Source organism: Pseudomonas mucidolens, assembly GCF_900106045.1.
In the GTDB taxonomy this organism is placed as follows: Bacteria; Pseudomonadota; Gammaproteobacteria; order Pseudomonadales; family Pseudomonadaceae; genus Aquipseudomonas; species Aquipseudomonas mucidolens.
Window position 1 is genome coordinate 2,696,947 of record NZ_LT629802.1, and the last position, 21,570, is coordinate 2,718,516.

The following is a 21,570-nucleotide window of genomic DNA, read 5'->3' on the forward strand; positions in this document are numbered from 1 at the left end:
ATAAGGACTCGAACGAAATGAGTGCACGGATGGCACCACCATCCAAGAAGGCACATTTTGTGTAAGACGCTTCCTGGACGTGGCAAAACGCTCCGGTTTGCGGATAGAAGCAGCACGGTTTGATGGGCTTGCATCCACAGGCGGTACTGCGAACTCAAGACCGTTTGGCCTCATCTCGCTGAGCAGGCTGAATGTGTCGCCCCCTTGGTATTTTGGAGTGTGTTGACCGTGAGTACTAAATCGGCAGTTTCAAATCTAATCGCGCAGCGCAAGCCTGACCACGCGCTGCCAGGTGCCCTTTATAGCGATCCCGACGTTTACAGGCAGGATCTGGAACAGATCTGGCACAAAAGCTGGATCTTCGCAGGGCACACATTTGAGCTGGAGAAGTCGGGTCAATACCTGTCGCTGCAAATCGGCGATTATCCTGTCGCTATCGTGCGCGGCGCAGACAAGCAGATTCGTGCCTTCCACAACGTCTGTCGCCATCGCGGTTCCAAGGTGTGCCCGGAAGCCAGCGGCAAGGTCGCCAAGCTGGTGTGCCCTTACCACAAATGGACATTCGAACTGGATGGTCGCCTGCTGTTCGCTGGGAACATGGCGGACGATTTCGACAAGTCTCAGCATGGGTTGAAGCCCGTGCACTGTGAGGTCGTCGAAACGTATATCTACGTGTGCGTAGCAGATATCGCCCCAGACTTTTCGTCGTTCAGAAAATCCGTTACCCCTTTCGTTGCGCCGCATAACCTGGACGACTGCAAAGTCGCGTTTGAGTCGAACATCATCGAGAAAGGCAACTGGAAACTGGTTTTCGAGAACAACCGCGAGTGCTACCACTGCGATTTTACTCACCCGGAATTGATGCACTCATTCGTGGACAACCCATCAGTGGGCGGCGCCGGAGGCGATGAAGATCTCGAACTCAAAGAGCATTGGGATCGCTGCGAGGCGGCAGGTTTGCCTAGCCGATTGGTCATGGATGATGACGGTCGTTTCCGCATGACGCGCATCCCCCTTTTTTCCGGGGCCGTCAGCTACACCATGGATGGCAAGCCTGCGGTTGCCGGGCGCTTGGACACAACCGGTGAAGCCAACATCGGTGCGCTGCTTTATTTCAACTACCCATCCACCTGGAACCACTTTCTGGGCGATCACGCGCTGAGCTTCCGCGTTCTGCCCATCGGTCCAGGCGAGACGATGGTCACTACAAAATGGCTCGTCAAGAAAGACGCGCAGGAAGGTGTCGACTACGACATCGATCGCCTTACAAAGGTTTGGCTCGCAACCAATGACCAGGATCGCACCTTGGTTGAAGGCGCACAGGTGGGTGTCAGCTCTCCAGCTTTCGAGCCAGGCCCGTTGTCGGTGGCCAGCGAAATCGGTGTGTGCCAGTTTGATGATTGGTACTGCAAAACGATGCTTGAGCAGCTCAATGACACGATCCCGTTAAGATCTGTCGGCTAAGTGCAGCACTGCCGGTGGTGAGAACCACGAATGATCACCACCGGTATCTTGATTCGGACCTTCAAACCACTCTCCCTCTCCGCCACAACTCGTGTTCCTTTCTTCCAAACAGCTCAGGAAAACTGAGCAAGAATCCAGTCGCGTAGCCGGCAACAGGCGTCGTCATTGATCCGGTCTTCACGAAATGTCAGATAATGCTGACTTTCATGGAGAACCACTTCCTCTTCGATCGGCCGTATCAGCGTGCCGTTTTCGATTAGCGTTGCAACCAGGTGATTCCATCCGAGGGCTACGCCCTGATGGGTCAACACCATGCTGATGACCAGGTTGTAGTCGTTGGCGTTGAAAACGTGAGGGCTGTCATGGGGGCGTTTTTCGATATCAACATCGTGATAAGCCAGCCAAACACCCCAATCAACGTGCTCCGCTACCTGGGATCTGCCATAGGGGCTGAGGTTTAGCAAAACCCCGTCGCGTAATCCTTCCAGGCTGGACAGCTCAGGGTGCTCCTCTTTGTAACGAGGTGTGCACACCGGGTAGATGACGTCGTGAAACAACGGATAACTGCGGTAGCCATCCTGAATCCTGGCCATTTTGGTGATGAAGATGTCTGGAGTTACACCCGGTTCCATCGACAGGAAGTTCTGAGTGGTGACCAGATTGAGGTCGATGTCTGTGTTCCTCGTAAAAAAACCCGGCAACTTCGCTGCGAGCCAGAGGGCTGAAAACGCGGGAGAACAGCAAAGTGTCAACGTGCGCTTGCCTGCATTGTTGGTGCGAATGCGCTCCGCCGCCTGGGAAATGTTGACGAAAGATAACTGTGCCGCATCAAAAAAGATGGATCCGGCTTCCGTCAACTCGACTGCTCGCCCCACCCTCTTGAAGAGATCCACCCCAAGGTAAGTTTCAAGCTCCCGAATCTGACGACTGATTGCCGCTTGAGTAACGCACAGCGCTTCAGCCGCACGCGTAAAGCTCTGATATTTGGCGGCTGCTACGAATGACTTCACTGCTTTCAGAGACGGCATTTTCAGCAGCGTCATGTCTGGATCGATGTGCTTAACCATAACCTAGAGTATTGAATATCCGGTTCGGGGCCGTTTGGAGGGCCGTTAGCGATGAGATCGGCGAGAAGGTTCCACCTAGAGCCTGCGCTGGAGCGTAGCTGAAACAGAGGGTCTAAGACAGGGCCAGCAGTAGTCGCCTTCGCAAACAGCACTTTTGTAGTCGCAAATTGACACGATTCATTTATTGATAACATGACGTTATTGATTGGCTGGAAGAAATGTTGTTAGACGCTGACTCTATAAGGTAATAACTTGGGTCTCAAGGCGCTGATTAATTCAGCGCCGATAAAACAAGAATAATAAACATCACATAATAAAGAGGATGGTCACAATGACTAACTCGCAACCTTTCTCCCAGCTTGACTGCCCCCATAAGCACCGTCTTCACTGATCAAGATACGTATATCTAAATTCTTGGTCTTACGTCGTATTTGCAGCAGGAGGGGTTATGAGTCTTGGTGACGAGATACTCTCGGTAAAAAACATTTACAAAGTCTTTGGTGCTCAGCCAAAGCTCGCGATGGAGATGCTGGCTCGCGGTGCTGATAAAAGTGAAATTTTCAGCAAAACCGGTCAAGTCGTTGGCGTTTTTGATGCCAGTTTCTCCGTAAAACGTGGAGAGATTTTCGTCATCATGGGGCTTTCCGGTTCCGGGAAGTCGACGATGGTGCGGTTGTTCAATCGACTGATCGAGCCAACCTCCGGAACTATCCATCTCAACGGCCAGGAAATCACCGGTCTGTCTGATGCTGATCTCCTTAGCGTTCGCCGCAAAGACATGAGCATGGTGTTCCAGTCGTTTGCCCTGATGCCCCACATGAGTGTGATCGACAACGTTGCCTTCGGACTGGAAATCTCGGGTGTCGAGGAAAGTGAACGGCATAAACGTGCACTCGAGGCACTCAAACAGGTGGGGCTCGATGGCCACGCCTACAGCTATCCGCACCAACTGTCCGGCGGTATGCAACAGCGGGTAGGCCTGGCCCGAGCGCTGGCCAACGACCCCGCCATCCTGCTGATGGACGAAGCCTTCTCGGCACTCGACCCGTTGATTCGCCACGAAATGCAGGGCGAACTGATCCGCCTGCAGGCAGAACAACATCGCACCATCATCTTCATCTCCCATGACATTGAGGAGGCGATTCGCATCGGCCATCGCATTGCAATTATGGAGGGTGGCCGGGTGGTACAGATCGGTACCCCGCAAGAGCTGCTTTGCAGCCCCGCGAACGATTACGTCAGAGCTTTCTTCAAAGGCTTTGATGCCTCGAAGATCCTCAAGGCTGGCGACGTTGCCAAGTTCTGTGCAGAGCATCCGTACGCCATGGATCAATCCATGCCTACGCTGCGCGACGATGTACTCCTGCAGGACGTCTTTCACATTGTTGCTGATGCCGTTAATCCAGTTGCTGTGCTGGATCGTCAGGGTGTGTTCAAAGGCACGATCTCCAAGAGCCTACTGCTTCAGACAATGAGCCGGCACTAATAGTCTCTATTTGCTGGCTTGCCAGGCTCGGATATTCAGGTGATGACATGAACGAATTCAGTTTTCTAGACCCGTTTCAATCCCTCAACGTCCCTTTGGGCCAATGGGTAGAAGTTGCCCTGAATTATCTGGTTCATAATTTCCGCGAGGTATTCCGTTCGATTAGATGGCCAATCGATCAGGTACTTAATGGAATTCAGTTCGGATTGTTGGCTATTCCTCCGTCGATATTCATTATTTTTGCGACGCTCCTGGGCTGGCAGGTAGGAGGGAGAAAGATTGGAATCCTTTGTTTCGTCACCCTCACCCTCTTGGGAGTGATCGGCGTATGGAGTGACGCCATGGTCACCCTCGCCCTGGTGCTCACTTCACTGTTCTTCTGTGCAGTTATTGGCATACCGCTGGGTGTCCTGTGTGCCCGGAGTGACCGGCTGGAGATGCTGTTGCGGCCGGTACTCGATGCAATGCAAACACTGCCGGCATTTGTTTACCTGGTACCTGTGGTGATGCTGTTTGGTATCGGCAACGTACCGGGGGTGCTGGTCACGATCATCTTTTCGGTAGCGCCACTGGTCAGGCTTACCAATCTGGGCATTCGCCAGGTACCGGAAGACAAGATTGAGGCGGCCCGGGCTTTTGGATGCACACCACGCCAGATGCTGAGGCGAGTCCAACTTCCTTTGGCTGCACCGACGATCATGGCCGGCCTCAATCAGGCATTGATGTTGTCACTTTCCATGGTCGTGATCGCATCAATGATTTCGGTGGGAGGCTTGGGGATGATGGTACTCCGCGGGATTGGCCGCCTTGATATGGGCTTGGCCACCGTCGGAGGACTGGGCCTGGTGCTGCTGGCGATTTTCCTCGACCGCCTGACCCAGGCAATGGGCGAACGCAGTAACAGAGCAACCAAAGGCGAACACTGGTATCAGACCGGCCCTGCGGGTGTCGTTTACCGTCTGAAAAGAAAGAACACCATTACAAAGATAGAAGTTAGTCCCAAAGAAAGCTAATCCGCTTTGCGGCGCGTTGTGAACCAAAAGAAATGCCAACTTCTTAACCAGCCAAGGTAAACGATAATGAACTTCACAACCTTCGGAATAAAACAGAAACTCATTCATTCTGTGGCACTTTTAGTTTTAGCGGTATCACCTTTGTTCACATCGGCCGCCACGGCGCAGGAGCCCGGAAAAGGGGTCTCAATCACCCCGATCTTTCCGTCGATCGCCGAAGAGCGGTTTCGTGGAGAGATTGCAATGGCGGGTCTCAAGGAATTGGGCTACGACGTTGAAACACCAAAGGAAACCGAGTACTCCACCATGATGGTTGCGATTGCCAATGGTGACGCGGATTTCTCGGTGCACCTGTGGGAGGAACTGCACAAATCTTTCTACGAGAAGGCTGGCGGCGATGAGGTGATGGTGAAAACCGGCGCTATCATGCCGGGCGTGTTGCAGGGCTACATGATTGACAAAAAAACGGCTGATGAGCACCACATCACCTCACTCGCAGATTTGCAGAAGCCGGAAATTGCCAAACTGTTCGATGCCAATGGTGACGGTAAAGCCGACCTCACGGGTTGCAACCCGGGTTGGGGCTGTGAGCTCATCATTGCGCACCACATGAAAGCCTATGACCTGATGAAGACCGTTTCCAATAACCAGGGCTCCTATTTTGCCTTGATGGCGGACACCATCGCTCGCTATAAACAAGGCAAGCCGATTCTCTATTACACCTGGGTACCTCAGTGGATATCCGGTGTTCTGGTAGAAGGTAAAGATGTTGTGTGGTTGACCGTGCCACGTACGGATCTTCCAGGTGGCAAAAACGATGTCAACACGACCTTCAATGGTAAAAACCTGGGCTTCGCAGTAGACAGTGTCAGAGCGGTTATCAATAAAGAGTTCGCCGAGAAAAATCCGGCTGCAGTGAAGTTCCTGTCTGAAATGCAGATCACTACCGACGATGAAAGCGCGCAAAACCTGAAAATGCACAATGGCGAAAAAAGTGCAGCTGACATTACTCGTCACGCCAAAGAATGGATCGCGGCCCATCGCGCGAAATACGACATCTGGCTGGCAGACGCACGCGCTGCGGCCAACACTGCCACCGCAAAAAACTAGTCCCTTCATTTAAATCTGCATAAAAGGTTGCCCTTCCCGGGGCAACTTTTTCATCCGTTTCGGTGTTCATCATTCAGGAATCATGAAATGCAGTTGTATTCGTTCGTCCAGAATTTCAGTTACAAGGATGCGCCCCTGCATACACGCGAATTGGTTAAAACCTGCCTGCTCGACATCATTGGTGTGGCCGCCGGTGCTCGCGACAATCAAACCAGCGTGATGCTCAAAACCTACGCTGACACCCATTACTCTGCCAACAAGTTGTCCAGCCGCCTTTGGTTCGACGGCAGAGCCGTACATCCATTGGGCGCCGCGTATGCAGGCGGTTTCTGCGTCGATAGCCTGGATGCACATGAAGGTCACTTCACCTCCAAGGGGCATGCGGGTGCAACCGTTGTCCCGGCTATTGTTGCGTTGGTCGACGCGTATCTCGGTCAGGGCAAAGACATCAGCGGCGAAGAATTCCTCAGCGCACTGTGCATCGGTTATGAAACCGCGTTACGGGCGGGCCAGGCATTGATGGCCAGCGCCCCTGAATATCATGCCTCAGGTGCCTTTTCCGGAATCGGGGTGGTTTGCGCTGGCGCCCGCCTGCTGAAGCTTGATGAAACGACGTTCCGTCATGCGCTGGGTATCGCGGAATACTTTGGCCCGAGGTGTCCGATGATGCGCCTGGTGAGCTTCCCGACGATGTTGCGTGATGCCCACGGCGCCGGCGCGCATGCCGGACTGAACGCACTACTGATGGCACAGCTCGGTGTCACTGGCGCTCCAGCCGCGACCGTTGAACCTTTGGAGATTTCCGCTTTCTGGCAGGACATCGGAACCCGCTGGGAGATCGACGAGCAATATTTCAAACCGTGGCCGGTATGTCGCTGGGCGCAACCGGCGCTCACAGCCATGACTGATTTGATGCGGGCACATCCGGTCATCACTGCAGCGTTGATCGAGACCATTGATGTCGAAACGTTCCATGAGTCTGTGTGCTTGCAGGGGCATTTTCCGAAGAATGCGGACGAGGCCCAGTATGCGCTGGCGTTTCCCTTGGCTGCCTTGATCGTTCGCGGGAAGCTGGGCCCTAAAGAGGTCACCGGGGATTCCATTCATGCGCCAGACATCTTGAGTGTCAGCGCGAAAATCACCCTTCAGGAGGCGCCTGACCTCTCCGCCAGGTTCCCGGAGGAAATTCTGTCCCGCGTCACGGTTACCCTGAAAGACGGTACGCGTCTTACCAGCCCGACCGCGACGGCCAAGGGCGACCCCGGCAACCCTATGTCGAGTGACGATCTCACCGCTAAATACCATCTGCTGGCTGATGACAGCTTGGGGGCCACGCTCAGCAATGCCATCGAGAACAGTGTTGATGCATTGCTCGGCAGTGATGACTGCCAATCGTTCTTTGATTTGTTGCTGTCCGCTCCAAAAACCGCTGCCTAGATTGCCAACGGTTTCCTGGCTATTCGTTCAGGTGTCAAAGAGGATTTATGCCATTCGTATTCGAGAGCGTGCTTAAAGACAAGAACTTGGGGTACTCCTATACGGCTGAGAAACCAGTAAAGCCGCAGGCAGTGACTCGTGTAGCTTTCGTGCTTTTGAACAATTTCTCGATGATGTCGTTCACCGGTGCTATCGATGCGCTGGTGACCGCCAACCTGATTAGCGAGACACCAGCGTTTGAGGTGTTGACTGTCGGCATCAGGGGCCGTCTGGTGATGAGCGATCTGGGTATTGCGATTTCAGCAGACCTGGAGCTATCACAACTTCCGGATCGTATCGACGTTCTCATCGTCGCCGGTGGTTTACGGGTCAAACTGATCAGCGACCCGCTATTACGGCGCAAGCTACGTAACGTCGCCTCTCTTGGCGCGACCATGGGGGGGTTGTGGAACGGTGCATTTTTCCTGGCGGAAGCTCAGCTAATGGACGGTGTCGAGTGCGCCTTCCATCCAGATGGGCGAGCAATGATGGAGGATGTTTTCCCCAAAGTCCTGGTCTCTTGTCGAACTCACGTAATAGACAAAAACCGTATCACGTGCGCCGGCGCCAGCAGCTCGTTACGCATGATGCTGGAGCTCATCACCGCTAAACAAGGCGTGTCACTGACCCATGCTGTCGAGGAAATACTCAGTTGTGATCAAACCAATGAAGTCTCTGGGATATCGACTGTCATAGTTGACTCTGACCCCACCTTGCCCCAAACCCTGAAGCTCGCTTTAGAACTGATGCAAAAGAACATCGAAGAGCCGTTATCGATAGATGAACTGGCTGAGTGCGTGAACATTTCCCGACGACAACTGGAGCGTCGCTTCTGTCGTTTCGTGGGCGCCACACCCACACGCTACTACCTTGAGCTGCGCTTGACTCGAGCGCGACAGCTTATTTTGCAGAGCAATCGACCGATCACCGATATCGCGATTGCAACCGGCTTCTGTAGTTTCGCCAACTTCCATATGCGCTTTCGTGACTTCTTTGGCGTCGCGCCGAGTAGTTATAGAGCGACGTATGAGCGCAGGCGCTAAGTTTTCCGAAACCCGGGCATGCAAAAAACACAATAAACCCACACTGTCTAAGCCGAGCAAATGATGGCTAGCATCATTGATAAGGGTTACCGAGAATTATGAATGCTACATCGTCAGTGTTGATACCGACGGCTAACCACAGCGAACGGATGTCTACACGCATCGCCTTCCTTATCGCGGGCTTACTCATGTCCGCATGGGCGCCTCTGGTCCCATTGGTTAAAACCCGTGCTGGCTTGGACGATGGTGGCCTAGGGTTGCTGCTGCTTGGCCTGGGCGGTGGATCTATAGTGGCCATGCCCTTCGCTGGATATCTCACTGCGCACCATGGATGTCGACCGGTCGTAATCTGGGCGACGATTGTCTTGTGCGCCGTTTTTCCGCTGTTGAGCACCGTGGTCTGGCTGCCCGGCCTGGTCATAGCTGTCATTATCTTCGGCGCCAGCATGGGCATGCTCGATTGCGCCATGAACATACAGTCCGTCATCGTCGAGAAAAACAGCGGGCAGGCACTTCAGTCTGGCTTCCATGGCCTTTACAGCGTCGGAGGTATATTGGGCGCCGGGGCGATGACCGCTTTACTGACCTTCGGCCTAGATCCACTGATGGCTGCGCTCTGCATCGTTGCCACCGTTTTGGGAGCGCTTTACAAGGCTGCGCCTGCTTTGCTGACTTATGGCACTGAACGGGGTGGACCATTGTTCGCGGTGCCTAGGGGTATCGTGCTGTTTTTAGGGACGCTCTGTTTCATCGTATTCCTCACTGAAGGTGCAATGCTTGACTGGAGCGCGGTCTTCCTTGTCTCGAACCGAGGGTTAGAGCCGAGCATCGCCGGTTTGGGCTACGCATCCTTCGCCGCTGCAATGACGGTGGGTCGCCTGACGGGGGACACCATCGTCAGCAAACTAGGTGGCGTGCGTGTAGTTGCGCTAGGCGGACTCTGCGCAGCCGCAGGCATGCTCGTGTCGCTTGGGATCGATGGCTGGCCCGCGTCCCTGGTCGGCTACGCCCTGGTCGGGGCTGGCTGCTCGAACATTGTCCCAGTGATCTTTACCGCTGTAGGCCGGCAGCAACGTATGCCACAGGCGGTTGCCATCCCCGCGGTCATCTCGATGGGCTACGCGGGCATTCTGATAGGTCCCGTATTTATTGGGGCAGTCGCCCATCTAAGCACCTTGTCATTCGCTTTGGGCTGCCTGATCGTGCTGCTGGTTTTTGTCAGCACAACAGCTCGAATACTTCGCAATTAACCGAATCTTCAGGCGCGATATCACTCCACTTCATCCTGGAGAAACCCAACAAGAATTGCTTCAGCGTTTTGATGTACCGGAAAATGTGCCCATTGGGGCTGGACCTGCGTGTTTTCAGGGGGGGCGCGGCAAAAGCCAAAGAAATACTTTTCTCTGGACGAAAAAAATGGACCTCTTTTCAGAGATCCATTTTTTAATGCTTGGAGCGGGAAACGAGACTCGAACTCGCGACCCCGACCTTGGCAAGGTCGTGCTCTACCAACTGAGCTATTCCCGCGTCTTGATGATGCGCATTCTATAGCATCCTAATCACCCGTCAACCCTTTGATTCAAAAAAGTTTTATTTCTTTTCAACGGTGGTCCGCAGGTGGGGCCAGGCGGCACGCAGGTATTGCAGCATCGACCACAATGTCAGGCCGGCGGCGACCAGAAGCAAGGCGTAACCCAACAACACCCAGAACGTGAAGTTCGCGGGATTGCCCAGCAAAATGACCAGGGCGAGCATCTGCGCAGCGGTCTTCCATTTGCCCATGTTGGAGACGGCCACATGGGCGCGCGCGCCAATCTCTGCCATCCACTCGCGCAAGGCGGAGACGACGATCTCGCGACCAATGATCACGGCAGCCGGCAATGTCAGCCAAAGGTTAGCGTGTTCTTGCACCAACAATACCAGGGCCACGGCCACCATCAGCTTGTCGGCCACGGGATCGAGGAACGCGCCAAACGGCGTGCTCTGCTCCAGGCGACGCGCCAGGTATCCATCCAGCCAGTCGGTCGCTGCCGCAAAGGCAAACACGGAACTTGAGGCTACATAACTCCATTCATAAGGCAGATAAAACAGCAAAATGAAAATCGGGATAAGCAGGACACGTAAAACGGTGATCAGATTAGGGATATTCATCGGCACAACTGGCTACGAGGTGAGAAGGCATTCTACTCGCTGTGCAGATTTGCATAAATCAACTCAGCGAGCTTTTTACTGATACCCGGGGCTTTGGCTATTTCTTCGATGCTTGCACGAGACAGCTCCTGCAATCCACCAAAATGTTTTAACAGTTCCCGCCGCCGCTTCGGCCCGACCCCGGCAACCCCCTCCAGGGTTGAGGTCCGGCGGGTCTTGCCGCGTCGGGCGCGATGCCCGGTAATGGCAAAACGGTGGGCTTCGTCGCGGATCTGCTGAATCAGGTGCAGCGCCGGGGAGTCACCCTTCAAGGTGAACTCATGGGCTGCGTCGTTCAAATACAACGTCTCGAAACCGGCCTTGCGGGTCGCGCCCTTGGCCACGCCGAGCAGGATCAGGTCGGGCACCGCCAGTTCGTTGAGTACGTCGCGGGCCATGGAAAGCTGTCCCTTGCCACCGTCCACCAACAGGATATCGGGCAGCTTGCCCTCGCCGTCTTTCAGCTTGCTGAAACGCCGGGTCAACGCCTGGTGCATGGCGGCATAGTCATCGCCTGCGGTAACGCCTTCAATGTTATAGCGCCGATAATCGGACTTGATCGGCCCCTCCGGACCGAATACCACACAAGACGCCACGGTCGCCTCGCCACTGGAGTGGCTGATGTCGTAGCACTCCAGCCGCTGAGGTGGCTCGTCCAGCTTGAGCACATCGGCCAACGCTTCAAAGCGCGCGGCAACATGCTGCCGATTGGCCAGACGCGCACTCAAGGCCTGCTCAGCATTGGTTACGGCCAATTGCTGCCAGCGTGCCCGCGTGCCACGCACCCGGTGGCTGATGTCCAGCTCGCGCCCGCGCAGTTCATGAATCGCCTCGATCAGCGCCGCAAAGTCCTCATGGACCACGTTGACAATCAATTCTCCCGGCAGATCGCGCTCGGGACTGCTGACGTAGTACTGGCCCAGGAATGCGGCCATGACCTCGGCGACCTCTTCTTCAATACCCGTCTGGGGAAAGAAGTTCTTGCTGCCCAATACGCGCCCGCCACGTACGCTGATCAAGTGTACGCAAGCGCCACCCGGATTGACGAAAGCCGCGATGACGTCAACGTCGCCAGTCCCCCCTTCCATGCTCTGCTGATCCTGGACCCGGCGCAGCAAAGACACCTGGTCCCGCAGTTCCGCGGCCCGCTCAAAGTCCAGCGTACTGGCTGCCTGCTCCATGGCGCCGGACAGCTCGTCGGCCAGGGCATTGCTGCGTCCTTCGAGGAACATCACCGAATGACGCACATCCTCGGCATATTCCTGGGGTTCTACCAGGCCGACGCAGGGCGCCTTGCAACGCTTGATCTGGTATTGCAGGCACGGACGGGTGCGGTTTTTATAGAAGCTGTCTTCACACTGGCGCACGAAGAAGGTCTTTTGCAGCAGGCTCAGGCTTTCACGGATCGCGCCAGCGCTGGGGTAAGGACCAAAATACTTGCCCTTCTGCTTCTTCGCGCCGCGATGGATGCTCAGGCGCGGAAAAGCACCGTCCGATAAAAACACGTAGGGGTAGGATTTATCGTCGCGCAGCAAAATATTGTAGGGCGGCCGCCACTCTTTGATCAGCGTCTGCTCAAGCAGCAGCGCTTCGGTTTCATTGGCAGTGATGGTGGTTTCGATCTGGGCGATACGCCCCACCAGGGCAGCGGTTTTCGGCGCCAGACCGGTCTTGCGAAAGTAGCTGGCCAGGCGCTTCTTGAGGTTCTTGGCCTTACCGACATAAAGCAGGCGCGCGTCCTCGTCGAACATGCGATAGACGCCAGGACGGCCGCTGCAGGTTGCGAGAAACGCACTCGGATCAAACGAGGCTGTTATTTCAGAGGCTTGCATTTCAGGCGCTGGCGTCCACCATGCCGTGGCGAACCGCCAGCAGGGTCAATTCAACATCACTGCTGATGGAGAGCTTCTCGAAGATTCGATAACGGTAGGTGTTCACGGTTTTCGGGGACAGGCAAAGCTTATCGGAGATCGCCTGGACCTTTTGGCAACCGACAATCATCAAGGCAATCTGAATTTCGCGCTCGGACAGCGCATCGAACGGTGAATCATTGACCGGTTGAAACGACTTGATGGCTAATTGCTGGGCAATCTGCGGGCTGATGTAGCGCTGGCCCGCAAATACCAGGCGTATTGCCTGCACCATCTCGGCCAGACCTGCACCTTTTGTCAGGTAACCGGCAGCGCCTGCTTGTAGAAGCCTTGTAGGGAAAGGGTCTTCCTCGCAGACAGTCACCACCACAACCTTGATGTCCGGATGGCTGCGCAAAAGTTTGCAAGTGGCCCCCAGACCGCCGATTCCAGGCATCTTGACGTCCATCAAAACCACATCGGGCTTCAACTCCCGGGCCTTGATCAGGGACTCCTCCCCCGATTCGGCCTGGCCGACTACTTGCAGGCCATCGATGTCAGCCAGCATTCGTGTAATGCCTGTACGAACGAGATCATGGTCATCGACTACTAGCACCCTAATCAAGCAGACACCTCGCGATATGGTCTTATAGGTTGCTGAACACCTTAGCAAAAAACCAAGGCACAGACCTAGCTGCAAGCGTCATATATATAGAGTTTCAATACGCCGTGAGAGCCTTCGCGATAGCGAACTGCCTGAAATTTCTGGTTTAAGGGTCAGGATTCCTTGGGAGTTGAAGGGATTTTTCCATTCAGGCCGGATGAGTGCTCGGCCAAACTCGACGTCAACCGACGAATTGCATCCTGATCCTCCTTGAACATCGCACGAAAGTCACCCAGCACCTTCTCTTCGTTTCGGCTCAAGTTATCCAGCACCGCGGGCTTGGGGCTACCGGTCAGTACATAAAGGATATCCACACCTTTTTCTGCCACACGGGACAAGTAGTCGGCTTTCGGCGCCCGGCCACCGCTCTCATAGTTGCCTTGTGCGTTTGCTTCGACGCCTCCTATTTCACCAAAATTCTTTTGCGACAGCCCCAGCCGCTCCCTTTCTTGCCTTAACCGCGAACCGATTCCACTCATTTGGATGTATGATCCTGTTTAGCGCCCCCCAAGAGGTGACACTCTCATCTCGTTTTTACACAAACTTGAACGGTTTTGAACTATGCCCGGAATCCGTACTGCTGCACAAGCCAAAGCCTGGCTGGATCATCAAGGAAAGTCTGTTCAAGCGTTCGCCAGGGAACATGGCGTAGACCCGGCAACCACTTATCAAGTGCTCGCTGGGCGTAAAAAGGGACGAAGGGGGGAAGCCCATAAAGTAGCGGTACTTTTGGGCATGAAAGAAGGGGTTGTCCTTAACGAGGTCGAAGGCCAGAGCAACGATCAGGAGCTCATCTCCCAAGGGCAGTATGCGCTTATTGAAACCGAGTAACCGTTTTTACACGATTTAGCCGCTTATCACTGCGCGGGTGTTGATCGACAGTCACGTTCCATGCGCCAGAAACAGTCTTCCTCACCGACGATATTCAAGCCCAGGCGCTGATACAGGCCTTTCGCAGGATTGCTTTTGAACACCGTCAGTCGCAACTGCCGACTCCCCTCCGCACGCGCCTTGGCGATCATTTGCTCCAGCACCCAACGGCCAGCCCCTTGGCGACGAAAAGCCTCCAGAATGTGCAGCTCACGTATATATAACGCCCGAGCGTGCCGACTCAGACTGATAAACCCCAACAACGTGTCACCCTCGTAAATCAACCAGTTTTCCCGACCCGCCCACGCGCTGTCGAACCCCTTGTCGGACCACACAAGACCGTACTGGCGATAATAATCCCCCATCGCGTGCTGGGTGAGCGTGCGGGCAAACGCCAAGTGCTGATCCGACGCGGCTTTGAGCTGAAACGCCATATCCATCCACCTCCCTCAAATCCCGACGTGCTGCCCACTCCAGCGCCCCGCTTCACGGCGCGCGAGCACCAGCCCTTCGCCGACGCCAGGTGCTGCCGCGAGCAAACCACCGCGCTCGCACCAGACTGCGCTGCGCCCGGCACACCGCCAGCCACCGGAAGGGCCGCCGTGGTTGGCCATGAGCACCATCATTGTGTGCTCGGCGGCATATCCCTGGAGCAAAGCAGTGTCCGCCGCGTAACCACCTTCGCTGATCAAAACGCCAGCGGCATACACCGTGGCCCCCAACGCAGCCGCGGCACGCGGGTGACTGGCGTGGGAAAAGTCGGCGCATACGGCGAGTGCGATCCGCTCATCCCCCCACATCAATGCCGCACCGCCCGCGCCTGGGGCGAACACGGCCTCCTCGCCCGGGTGCAGATGCTGTTTGCTATAGACCGCCAACGAGCCGTCCGCCGCCATCACCAGCGCACCAATCAACACCTGCGGTGCCGATGACAGGCGGATCGGCATGCCGACCACCGCTGTCAGGCGCAATTCGCGGGCCAGCTCCCGCAGGGGCGTCAATACAGCATCGTCTGGCGCGATCGCCAGTTCGGTTGCCAATGACGGCTCATACCCGGTCAGCGACAGCTCGGGAAATACCAGTAGTTGCACGCCGTGCTCGGCCGCCACGCGCATGAGCACCCGATGACGGGCGATATTCTCGGGCAGGTCGCCGGCGATGGAAACAGTTTGAGCGGCAGCAAGGGTCAAGGCGGTCATCGTCGCGTCCGGGCAATCATCAGGGTGAGTTCGCGCAGCATATCGGCAGTTGCCCATAGCGGTAAGTACCCGCCGATGATAGAAATTACTGATTGAATCCTCCAGCACGCCTCTAGTAAGCTGCACCCATCATTTGGAGAAACACCATGTCGCAACTCACCTTGATCCAGGCTTGCCCCAGCACCAACGCTCAGCGTTCGGTCGTGGCTACCCGTGTGAACGGTTTGAGCGCACTGGTCAGTTTTTATTTTGGGTATTGGTTTAGCCACTGGCGCGCCTGATACCTGAAATCGGCGCCCACTACTCAAGGGTCGCCTACCAGAGAAATCTAACCCCCGGTCGGCTCCCCGACCGGGGGTTTTGTTTTTTAAGCCCGTTTTTTTTCGCTACAGATCGAATACTTAAAGGAATCAACCCATGAACTACGCCACCTATTACCGCTACGACACCTGCACCGCCTGGCGATTTAGCAAGCTCCGCTCGGGACAGCCTGCCGCCTCCGATCGGTCACCTATCGGTGGCAAGCCAACACACGCAGCCAATCCGGCCAATTGTCGAACACCCCAGTAGGGCTGGCGCGCGGGAATAACCCGCCGTTTGCCCAGGAAGCCTTGAATATGAACTCCTCCATCGCCGCCCTGCCCGTTGCCACCCTGTCCAGCGCCAATGAAACGCTGACCCAGCGCTTGCCCAGCGCCCTTGAGCTCAAACATCAGTTGCCCCTGAGCCCGTTCCTCACCGAGCAAATCACCGCTCACCGCCAGGCGGTACGCGCCATTCTCAATGGCGAAGACTCCCGCTTGCTGGTCATCGTCGGGCCTTGTTCGATCCATGATCCCGAGTCCGCCATGGAATACGCGCGCAATCTGAAGAAACTGGCCAATGAGCTCAGTGACCAGATGCTGTTGGTGATCCGCGCCTACGTCGAAAAACCCCGCACCACGGTCGGCTGGAAAGGCTTGGCTTACGATCCGCACCTGGACGGCAGCGACGACATGGCCGCCGGCTTGACGCTGTCTCGGGAACTGATGCGCGAAATGCTGCGTCTTGGCTTGCCCGTTGCCACGGAGCTGCTGCAACCAATGGCGGCTGGCTACTTCGACGACCTGCTCAGTTGGGTCGCCATCGGCGCCCGCACCACCGAATCGCAGATCCACCGGGAAATGGCCAGCGGCCTCGGCATGCCGGTCGGCTTCAAGAATGGTACCGATGGCGGCGTTGCCATTGCCTGCGACGCCATGCGCTCGGCCGCCCATCCGCACCGCCACTTCGGCGTAGACAGCCAGGGCCACCCGGCGATCATCCAGACGCCAGGCAACGCCGATACCCATTTGGTATTGCGCGGCGGTCATCGTGGCCCGAACTACGACCGACACAGCGTTGCCCAAGTGCAGGCCGACCTGGCGAAAAGCAAAGTGGCACCGCGGCTCATGGTCGACTGCAGCCATGCCAACAGCGGCAAGGACCCGCTGCGTCAACCCGCGGTCTTCAATGACGTACTGGAGCAGCGCCTGCAAGGTGACACCTCGCTGATCGGCATGATGCTGGAAAGCCACCTCTTCGAAGGTTGCCAGCCGTTGAGTTCTTCGATGCGCTACGGCGTCTCGGTCACGGACGGCTGCCTGGGCTGGAGCGGGACAGAACAGCTACTGCGCGAGGCGGCTCATCGGCTGCGTGGACATCATGGGAACTTTGCCGGGAAATAACCGACTGAATCCGGTAGGCTCACCTTTTTTATTCAAGGAGTTACCCCTCATGGCCAAAGCCACCGCCCGCCACATCCTGGTTGCCACTGAAGACAAGTGCAACGAACTGAAGGCCCAAATCGAAGGCGGCGCTGATTTCGCGGAAATCGCCAAAGCCAACTCCAGCTGCCCATCCAGCCGTGACGGCGGCAACCTGGGTTCGTTCGGCCCTGGCCAGATGGTCAAGGAATTCGACACCGTCGTGTTCAGCGCACCGGTCAACACCGTGCAAGGTCCGGTGAAAACCCAGTTCGGTTATCACCTGCTGGAAGTGACCAGCCGCCAGGACTGATCAAGCCCCCGGCATGACACAACGGCCCGCCTTTTGGTGGGCCGTTGTGCTTGTGTGGCGGCATGGTGACTGGCGGCACGTGCGCGGTTAGCGTACAAATCCCCTTCCTTCTTCACCCGGCGCTCAAGGTTGATAATGCGACTGGACTTCCTCTGCTCATTTGTCTCGACCCTGCTTTGCTCCACCTTGGCCCTGTTGCTGGCGAATACGCCCGCACTGGCAGCGCCACAACCCTCGCTCACCGTCTACGGCGAGCCAGCCAAATACCCCAGCGGCTTCAGCCACTTCGACTACGCCAACCCCAAGGCCCCGAAGGGCGGCAGCCTGAAACGCTCGGCCATCGAGATCGGGCGCTTTGATCACGTCCTGCCGTATATCGATAAAGGCATCGGTGTCTCCCAGATCGACGGCTGGGTGTACTCGCCCCTGGCCCAGCGCTCCCTGGATGAGCCCTACAGCGTCTATGGCCTGGTGGCCGAACAAATGGAGCGCGCCGAGGACGGCCTGTCCCTGCGCTTCTATCTCAATCCCAAGGCGCGGTTCGCCGATGGCGAGCCCATCACCGCCGAAGACGTGCGCTACACCTTCAACCTGCTGATGACCCAGGGCAGCCTGCGTTTTCGCACGCTGTTTGCCGACGTCAAGCACGTCGAGGTAGAAGGCCCGCGCCGAGTGCGTTTTGACTTCTCCAGCAACCAGAATCGCACCCTGCCTCTGGACCTCGCGACCTTGCCGGTGTTTCCCGAACATTGGTGGAAGACCCGCGACTTCGCCAATGGCGGCGGTTACGAAGCCCCCTTGGGCAGCGGACCGTATAAAGTCAGCAAGATCAACTCCGGCAGCACCATCACCTTCCAGCGCGATCCCGATTGGTGGGGCAAGGACCTGCCCGTCAGCCGTGGCCTGTACAACTTCGATCAACTGAGTCTGGAGTATTTCGGCGACACCGAAGTCGCGCGCCAGGTCCTGCGCGGTGGCGCCTACGACTTCAACCGCGAATTCTCGGCCACCGGCTATACCATCGGCTACAACGGCCCGGCCCTGGATGACGGCCGCTTGCAGCGCGCCCACCTGGCCAAAGAAGCGCCCCAGATAGCCCAGGGCTACGTGTTCAACGTACAGAAGCCGGTGTTCCAGGACCGCCGCGTACGGCGAGCCCTGGCCATGCTCTGGGATTTCGAATGGGCCAACCGGCAGATGATGCGCAACCTGTACATCCGCCAGCAAAGCTACTTTTCCAACAGCCCGTTGGCGGCCACGCAACTGCCGGATGCCCAGGAACTGGCGATCCTCGAACCCTTGCGCGGGCAGATTCCCGACGAGGTCTTCACTCAGGTATTCAAGGCGCCGACCACCGACGGCAGCGGCATGATCCGTGACAAACAGCTGCAAGCCCTGGCCTTGCTGGAAGACGCCGGCTGGAAGCCCAAAGGTGACAAACTGGTGAATGCCGCGGGCGAGCCGCTGGAGTTCACGTTCCTGAATGCCCAGAACGGCCTGGAGCGCTTGCTGCTGCCTTACAAGCGCAACCTGGCGCAGATCGGCATTACCCTGAATATCCGCCGCATCGACTCCTCCCAGTACGTCAACCGGATAATGGCCCGGGACTACGACATGATCGTCACCGGTTTCCCCGTCACCACCTCGCCTGGGATGGAGCTGTACAATTACTTTGGTTCGTCAGCCGCCTTCGACCCTGGCGCCAACAACTACATCGTCTTGAAAAACCCGGCGGTGGACACGCTGATAACCGGCCTGGTGCGCGCGACCACCCAGGAACAAATGCTCAGCTATGCCCACGCCCTGGACCGGGTACTGCAATGGAATTATTACTGGATTCCCAATTACTACCCACCAGGCACTTCGGCCGCCTGGTGGAACCGTTTCGGCCGCCCGGCCATCGAGGCGAGTAATGACGAAGCCCTGGAAACCTGGTGGGAAGTCAGCCCGACGCCACTGACCAACGAACAGATGAAAGCCCGCCTGAACACACCGCGAGGTGCCCGCTGATGTTGGCCTATATCGTGCGCCGCCTGCTGCTGATCATTCCGACCCTGGTGATCATCCTGCTGGTGAATTTCATCATCGTCCAGGCCGCACCGGGCGGGCCGGTGGAACAGGCCATCGCCCACCTGCAAGGGATCGGCGGCGGTGGCGTCGGCGCTTCCTCCGGGGACGCGGTCAGCAATGGCTCACGCGCCAGTCGAGGTCTTGACCCAAAACTGATCAAGGACATCGAAAAACAATACGGCTTCGATAAGTCCGCTCCGGAACGCTTGTGGCTGATGCTCAAAAACTACGCCAGGCTGGACTTTGGCGACAGCTTCTTTCGCGGCTCGACGGTAACCGAGCTGATCCTCGAAAAAATGCCGGTGACCATTTCCCTTGGACTCTGGGCCACGCTCATCACCTACCTGGTCTCGATCCCGCTGGGGATTCGCAAGGCGGTACGCCACGGCAGCAGTTTCGATGTGTGGAGCAGCACGGCCATTGTGATTGGCTACGCGATGCCGGCGTTCCTGTTTGCGATGTTCCTGATCGTGGTGTTTGCCGGCGGCACGTCGCTGAACTGGTTTCCGGTGCGCGGCCTGGTCTCGGAAAACTTCGAGCAGTTGAGCACCGTCGGCAAAATCGCCGACTACTTCTGGCACTTGGTCTTGCCAGTCAGCGCTCTGGTGATCGGCGGCTTCGCCACCTTGACCATCCTCACTAAAAACTCGTTCCTCAATGAAATCACCCGCCACTACGTGGTCACCGCACGCGCCAAGGGCCTGAGCGAGCGACGCGTGCTCTACGGCCATGTGTTTCGCAACGCCATGCTGCTGGTGATTTCCGGGATTCCCCAGGCGTTTATCAGTGTGTTTTTCGCAGGTTCCCTGCTGATCGAGGTGATCTTCTCCCTCGATGGTCTGGGCCGCATGAGTTACGAGGCGGCGGTGTCGCGGGATTATCCGGTGGTGTTCGGCTCGCTGTTTATCTTCACGCTGTTCGGCCTTTTGATAAAACTGATCGGCGACCTTTGCTACACCCTGGTGGACCCGCGAATCGACTTCGCCGCGAGGAACGCCTGATGTTCAAGCTATCTCCCGTGGCGCAACGGCGCTTTGAACGCTTCAAGAAAAACCGCCGTGGCTGGTGGTCGCTGTGGCTGTTTATCGGCCTGTTCACCCTGACCCTGGGTGGCGAACTGATCGCCAATGACAAGCCCTTGGTCCTCAGCTACCAGGACGAGTTGTATTTCCCGGTGTTCAAGCGCTACACCGAACAACAGTTCGGCGGGCAACTGCCGTTCCAGGCGGATTACCGCAGTGATTACGTGCAACAACTGATCAAGCACGACGGCGGCTGGATGCTGTTCCCGCCCATTCCCTTCAGCGATGACACACCCAATTACGAGTTGACCCGCCCTGCCCCGAGCCCGCCGTCTGCGGTGAACTGGCTGGGCACCGATGATCAGTCGCGCGACGTGATGGCGCGCGTGATCTTTGGTGCCCGGGTGTCAATTCTGTTTGCGTTGGCCCTGACCGTCATCAGCGCTGCCATCGGCATTACCGCCGGTGCCTTGCAGGGCTATTACGGCGGCTGGGTCGACTTGCTCGGACAACGGATCCTGGAAGTATGGTCGGGGCTGCCGGTGCTGTACCTGCTGATTATTCTCTCGGGGTTCGTCGAGCCGAATTTCTGGTGGCTGCTGGGAATCATGGCGCTGTTTTCCTGGCTGGTCCTGGTGGACGTGGTGCGCGCCGAGTTCCTGCGCGGGCGCAACCTGGAATACGTCAAGGCGGCACGCGCCCTGGGCCTGGGCGACAGCAAGATCATCCGCCGACACATCCTGCCGAACGCCATGACCGCGACCCTGAGCTATTTGCCCTTTATCCTGACCGGGGCGATTTCCACCCTGAGCGCCCTGGACTTTCTCGGTTTCGGCATGCCGGCGGGCAGCGCCTCCCTGGGCGAGTTGATCGCCCAAGGCAAGCAGAACCTGCAAGCGCCGTGGCTGGGTCTGACCGCGTTTTTCAGCTTGGCGCTGATCCTGTCATTGTTGGTTTTTATCGGCGAGGCGTTGCGCGATGCCTTCGACCCACGTTCATGAGTGAATCC

Annotated in this window: 21 protein-coding genes and 1 tRNA gene; 14 read left to right on the plus strand and 8 right to left on the minus strand. The window is 56.8% G+C overall.

Annotated features, from left to right (window positions below):
- Positions 1-228 precede the first annotated feature (228 nt).
- Complete coding sequence (locus tag BLU75_RS12565; protein WP_084378843.1) at positions 229-1,464, plus strand: aromatic ring-hydroxylating oxygenase subunit alpha; 1,236 nt, start codon at positions 229-231, stop codon at positions 1,462-1,464.
- Positions 1,465-1,577: 113 nt separating this feature from the next.
- Here the strand turns inward: BLU75_RS12565 and BLU75_RS12570 are convergent, their stop codons facing one another.
- Entirely contained in the window at positions 1,578-2,531 is a 954-nt protein-coding gene (locus BLU75_RS12570) for a LysR family transcriptional regulator (protein WP_084378793.1), read from the minus strand.
- Between the two features lie 448 nt (positions 2,532-2,979).
- Here BLU75_RS12570 and BLU75_RS12575 point away from each other — a divergent pair, with 448 nt between their 5' ends.
- The 6 genes from BLU75_RS12575 (at position 2,980) to BLU75_RS12600 (ending at position 9,909) form a co-directional block, all read left to right on the plus strand.
- Positions 2,980-4,017 (plus strand): quaternary amine ABC transporter ATP-binding protein, encoded by a 1,038-nt coding sequence (locus tag BLU75_RS12575; RefSeq protein ID WP_084378794.1) that lies wholly within the window; start codon positions 2,980-2,982, stop codon positions 4,015-4,017.
- A 47-nt stretch (positions 4,018-4,064) separates the two neighbouring features.
- The gene (proW, locus tag BLU75_RS12580; protein ID WP_084378795.1) at positions 4,065-5,030 is read left to right on the plus strand and encodes a glycine betaine/L-proline ABC transporter permease ProW; all 966 of its coding nucleotides are present in this window, start codon (positions 4,065-4,067) and stop codon (positions 5,028-5,030) included.
- 66 nt (positions 5,031-5,096) lie between these two features.
- Entirely contained in the window at positions 5,097-6,140 is a 1,044-nt protein-coding gene (proX, locus tag BLU75_RS12585; RefSeq protein WP_084378796.1) for a glycine betaine/L-proline ABC transporter substrate-binding protein ProX, read from the plus strand.
- 87 nt (positions 6,141-6,227) lie between these two features.
- The gene (locus BLU75_RS12590; RefSeq protein ID WP_084378797.1) at positions 6,228-7,577 is read left to right on the plus strand and encodes an MmgE/PrpD family protein; all 1,350 of its coding nucleotides are present in this window, start codon (positions 6,228-6,230) and stop codon (positions 7,575-7,577) included.
- 47 nt (positions 7,578-7,624) lie between these two features.
- Positions 7,625-8,659, plus strand: a complete 1,035-nt coding sequence (locus BLU75_RS12595) for a GlxA family transcriptional regulator (RefSeq protein ID WP_084378798.1) — start codon at positions 7,625-7,627, stop codon at positions 8,657-8,659.
- 98 nt (positions 8,660-8,757) lie between these two features.
- The gene (locus BLU75_RS12600) at positions 8,758-9,909 is read left to right on the plus strand and encodes an MFS transporter (RefSeq protein ID WP_084378799.1); all 1,152 of its coding nucleotides are present in this window, start codon (positions 8,758-8,760) and stop codon (positions 9,907-9,909) included.
- A gap of 201 nt (positions 9,910-10,110) precedes the next feature.
- Here the strand turns inward: BLU75_RS12600 and BLU75_RS12605 are convergent.
- The 5 genes from BLU75_RS12605 to BLU75_RS12625 form a co-directional block, all read right to left on the minus strand.
- Positions 10,111-10,186, minus strand: a tRNA-Gly gene (locus tag BLU75_RS12605).
- A gap of 63 nt (positions 10,187-10,249) precedes the next feature.
- Complete coding sequence (gene pgsA / locus BLU75_RS12610; RefSeq protein WP_084378800.1) at positions 10,250-10,810, minus strand: CDP-diacylglycerol--glycerol-3-phosphate 3-phosphatidyltransferase; 561 nt, start codon at positions 10,808-10,810, stop codon at positions 10,250-10,252.
- A gap of 32 nt (positions 10,811-10,842) precedes the next feature.
- A complete protein-coding gene (gene uvrC, locus BLU75_RS12615) occupies positions 10,843-12,666 on the minus strand; it encodes an excinuclease ABC subunit UvrC (RefSeq protein WP_084378844.1) in 1,824 nt (607 codons plus the stop codon).
- A 16-nt stretch (positions 12,667-12,682) separates the two neighbouring features.
- The gene (gene gacA / locus BLU75_RS12620) at positions 12,683-13,324 is read right to left on the minus strand and encodes a response regulator transcription factor GacA (protein ID WP_084378801.1); all 642 of its coding nucleotides are present in this window, start codon (positions 13,322-13,324) and stop codon (positions 12,683-12,685) included.
- Between the two features lie 152 nt (positions 13,325-13,476).
- Positions 13,477-13,842, minus strand: coding sequence for a helix-turn-helix domain-containing protein (locus BLU75_RS12625; protein ID WP_084378802.1), 366 nt, complete (start codon positions 13,840-13,842; stop codon positions 13,477-13,479).
- Between the two features lie 82 nt (positions 13,843-13,924).
- Between BLU75_RS12625 and BLU75_RS12630 the strand changes: the two genes are divergently transcribed.
- Positions 13,925-14,194, plus strand: a complete 270-nt coding sequence (locus tag BLU75_RS12630) for a DNA-binding protein (protein WP_084378803.1) — start codon at positions 13,925-13,927, stop codon at positions 14,192-14,194.
- A 26-nt stretch (positions 14,195-14,220) separates the two neighbouring features.
- Here BLU75_RS12630 and BLU75_RS12635 read toward each other — a convergent pair whose 3' ends face one another.
- Both BLU75_RS12635 and BLU75_RS12640 read right to left on the minus strand, forming a co-directional pair.
- Positions 14,221-14,667: a GNAT family N-acetyltransferase gene (locus BLU75_RS12635; RefSeq protein ID WP_084378845.1), complete on the minus strand. Its 447-nt coding sequence runs from the start codon at positions 14,665-14,667 to the stop codon at positions 14,221-14,223.
- 15 nt (positions 14,668-14,682) lie between these two features.
- On the minus strand, positions 14,683-15,432 hold the full coding sequence (locus BLU75_RS12640) for a carbon-nitrogen hydrolase family protein (protein ID WP_090221470.1): 750 nt from the start codon (positions 15,430-15,432) through the stop codon (positions 14,683-14,685).
- A 146-nt stretch (positions 15,433-15,578) separates the two neighbouring features.
- On the opposite strand from BLU75_RS12640, the gene BLU75_RS28110 reads away from it, so the two are divergent.
- The 6 genes from BLU75_RS28110 (at position 15,579) to BLU75_RS12665 (ending at position 21,562) form a co-directional block, all read left to right on the plus strand.
- Positions 15,579-15,713 carry a hypothetical protein gene (locus BLU75_RS28110; RefSeq protein ID WP_255313270.1) on the plus strand — a complete coding sequence of 45 codons (135 nt, stop codon included), beginning with the start codon at positions 15,579-15,581 and terminating at the stop codon, positions 15,711-15,713.
- Positions 15,714-16,049: 336 nt separating this feature from the next.
- Positions 16,050-17,138, plus strand: coding sequence for a 3-deoxy-7-phosphoheptulonate synthase (locus tag BLU75_RS12645; RefSeq protein ID WP_084378804.1), 1,089 nt, complete (start codon positions 16,050-16,052; stop codon positions 17,136-17,138).
- 49 nt (positions 17,139-17,187) lie between these two features.
- On the plus strand, positions 17,188-17,469 hold the full coding sequence (locus tag BLU75_RS12650) for a peptidylprolyl isomerase (RefSeq protein ID WP_032861429.1): 282 nt from the start codon (positions 17,188-17,190) through the stop codon (positions 17,467-17,469).
- Positions 17,470-17,604: 135 nt separating this feature from the next.
- A complete protein-coding gene (locus BLU75_RS12655) occupies positions 17,605-19,479 on the plus strand; it encodes an extracellular solute-binding protein (RefSeq protein WP_084378805.1) in 1,875 nt (624 codons plus the stop codon).
- On the plus strand, positions 19,479-20,540 hold the full coding sequence (locus BLU75_RS12660; RefSeq protein ID WP_084378806.1) for a microcin C ABC transporter permease YejB: 1,062 nt from the start codon (positions 19,479-19,481) through the stop codon (positions 20,538-20,540). Before BLU75_RS12655 ends, BLU75_RS12660 begins: the two co-directional genes overlap by 1 nt.
- Complete coding sequence (locus tag BLU75_RS12665) at positions 20,540-21,562, plus strand: ABC transporter permease (RefSeq protein WP_084378807.1); 1,023 nt, start codon at positions 20,540-20,542, stop codon at positions 21,560-21,562. The genes BLU75_RS12660 and BLU75_RS12665 overlap by 1 nt, the downstream gene beginning before the upstream one ends.
- Positions 21,563-21,570: the final 8 nt, after the last annotated feature.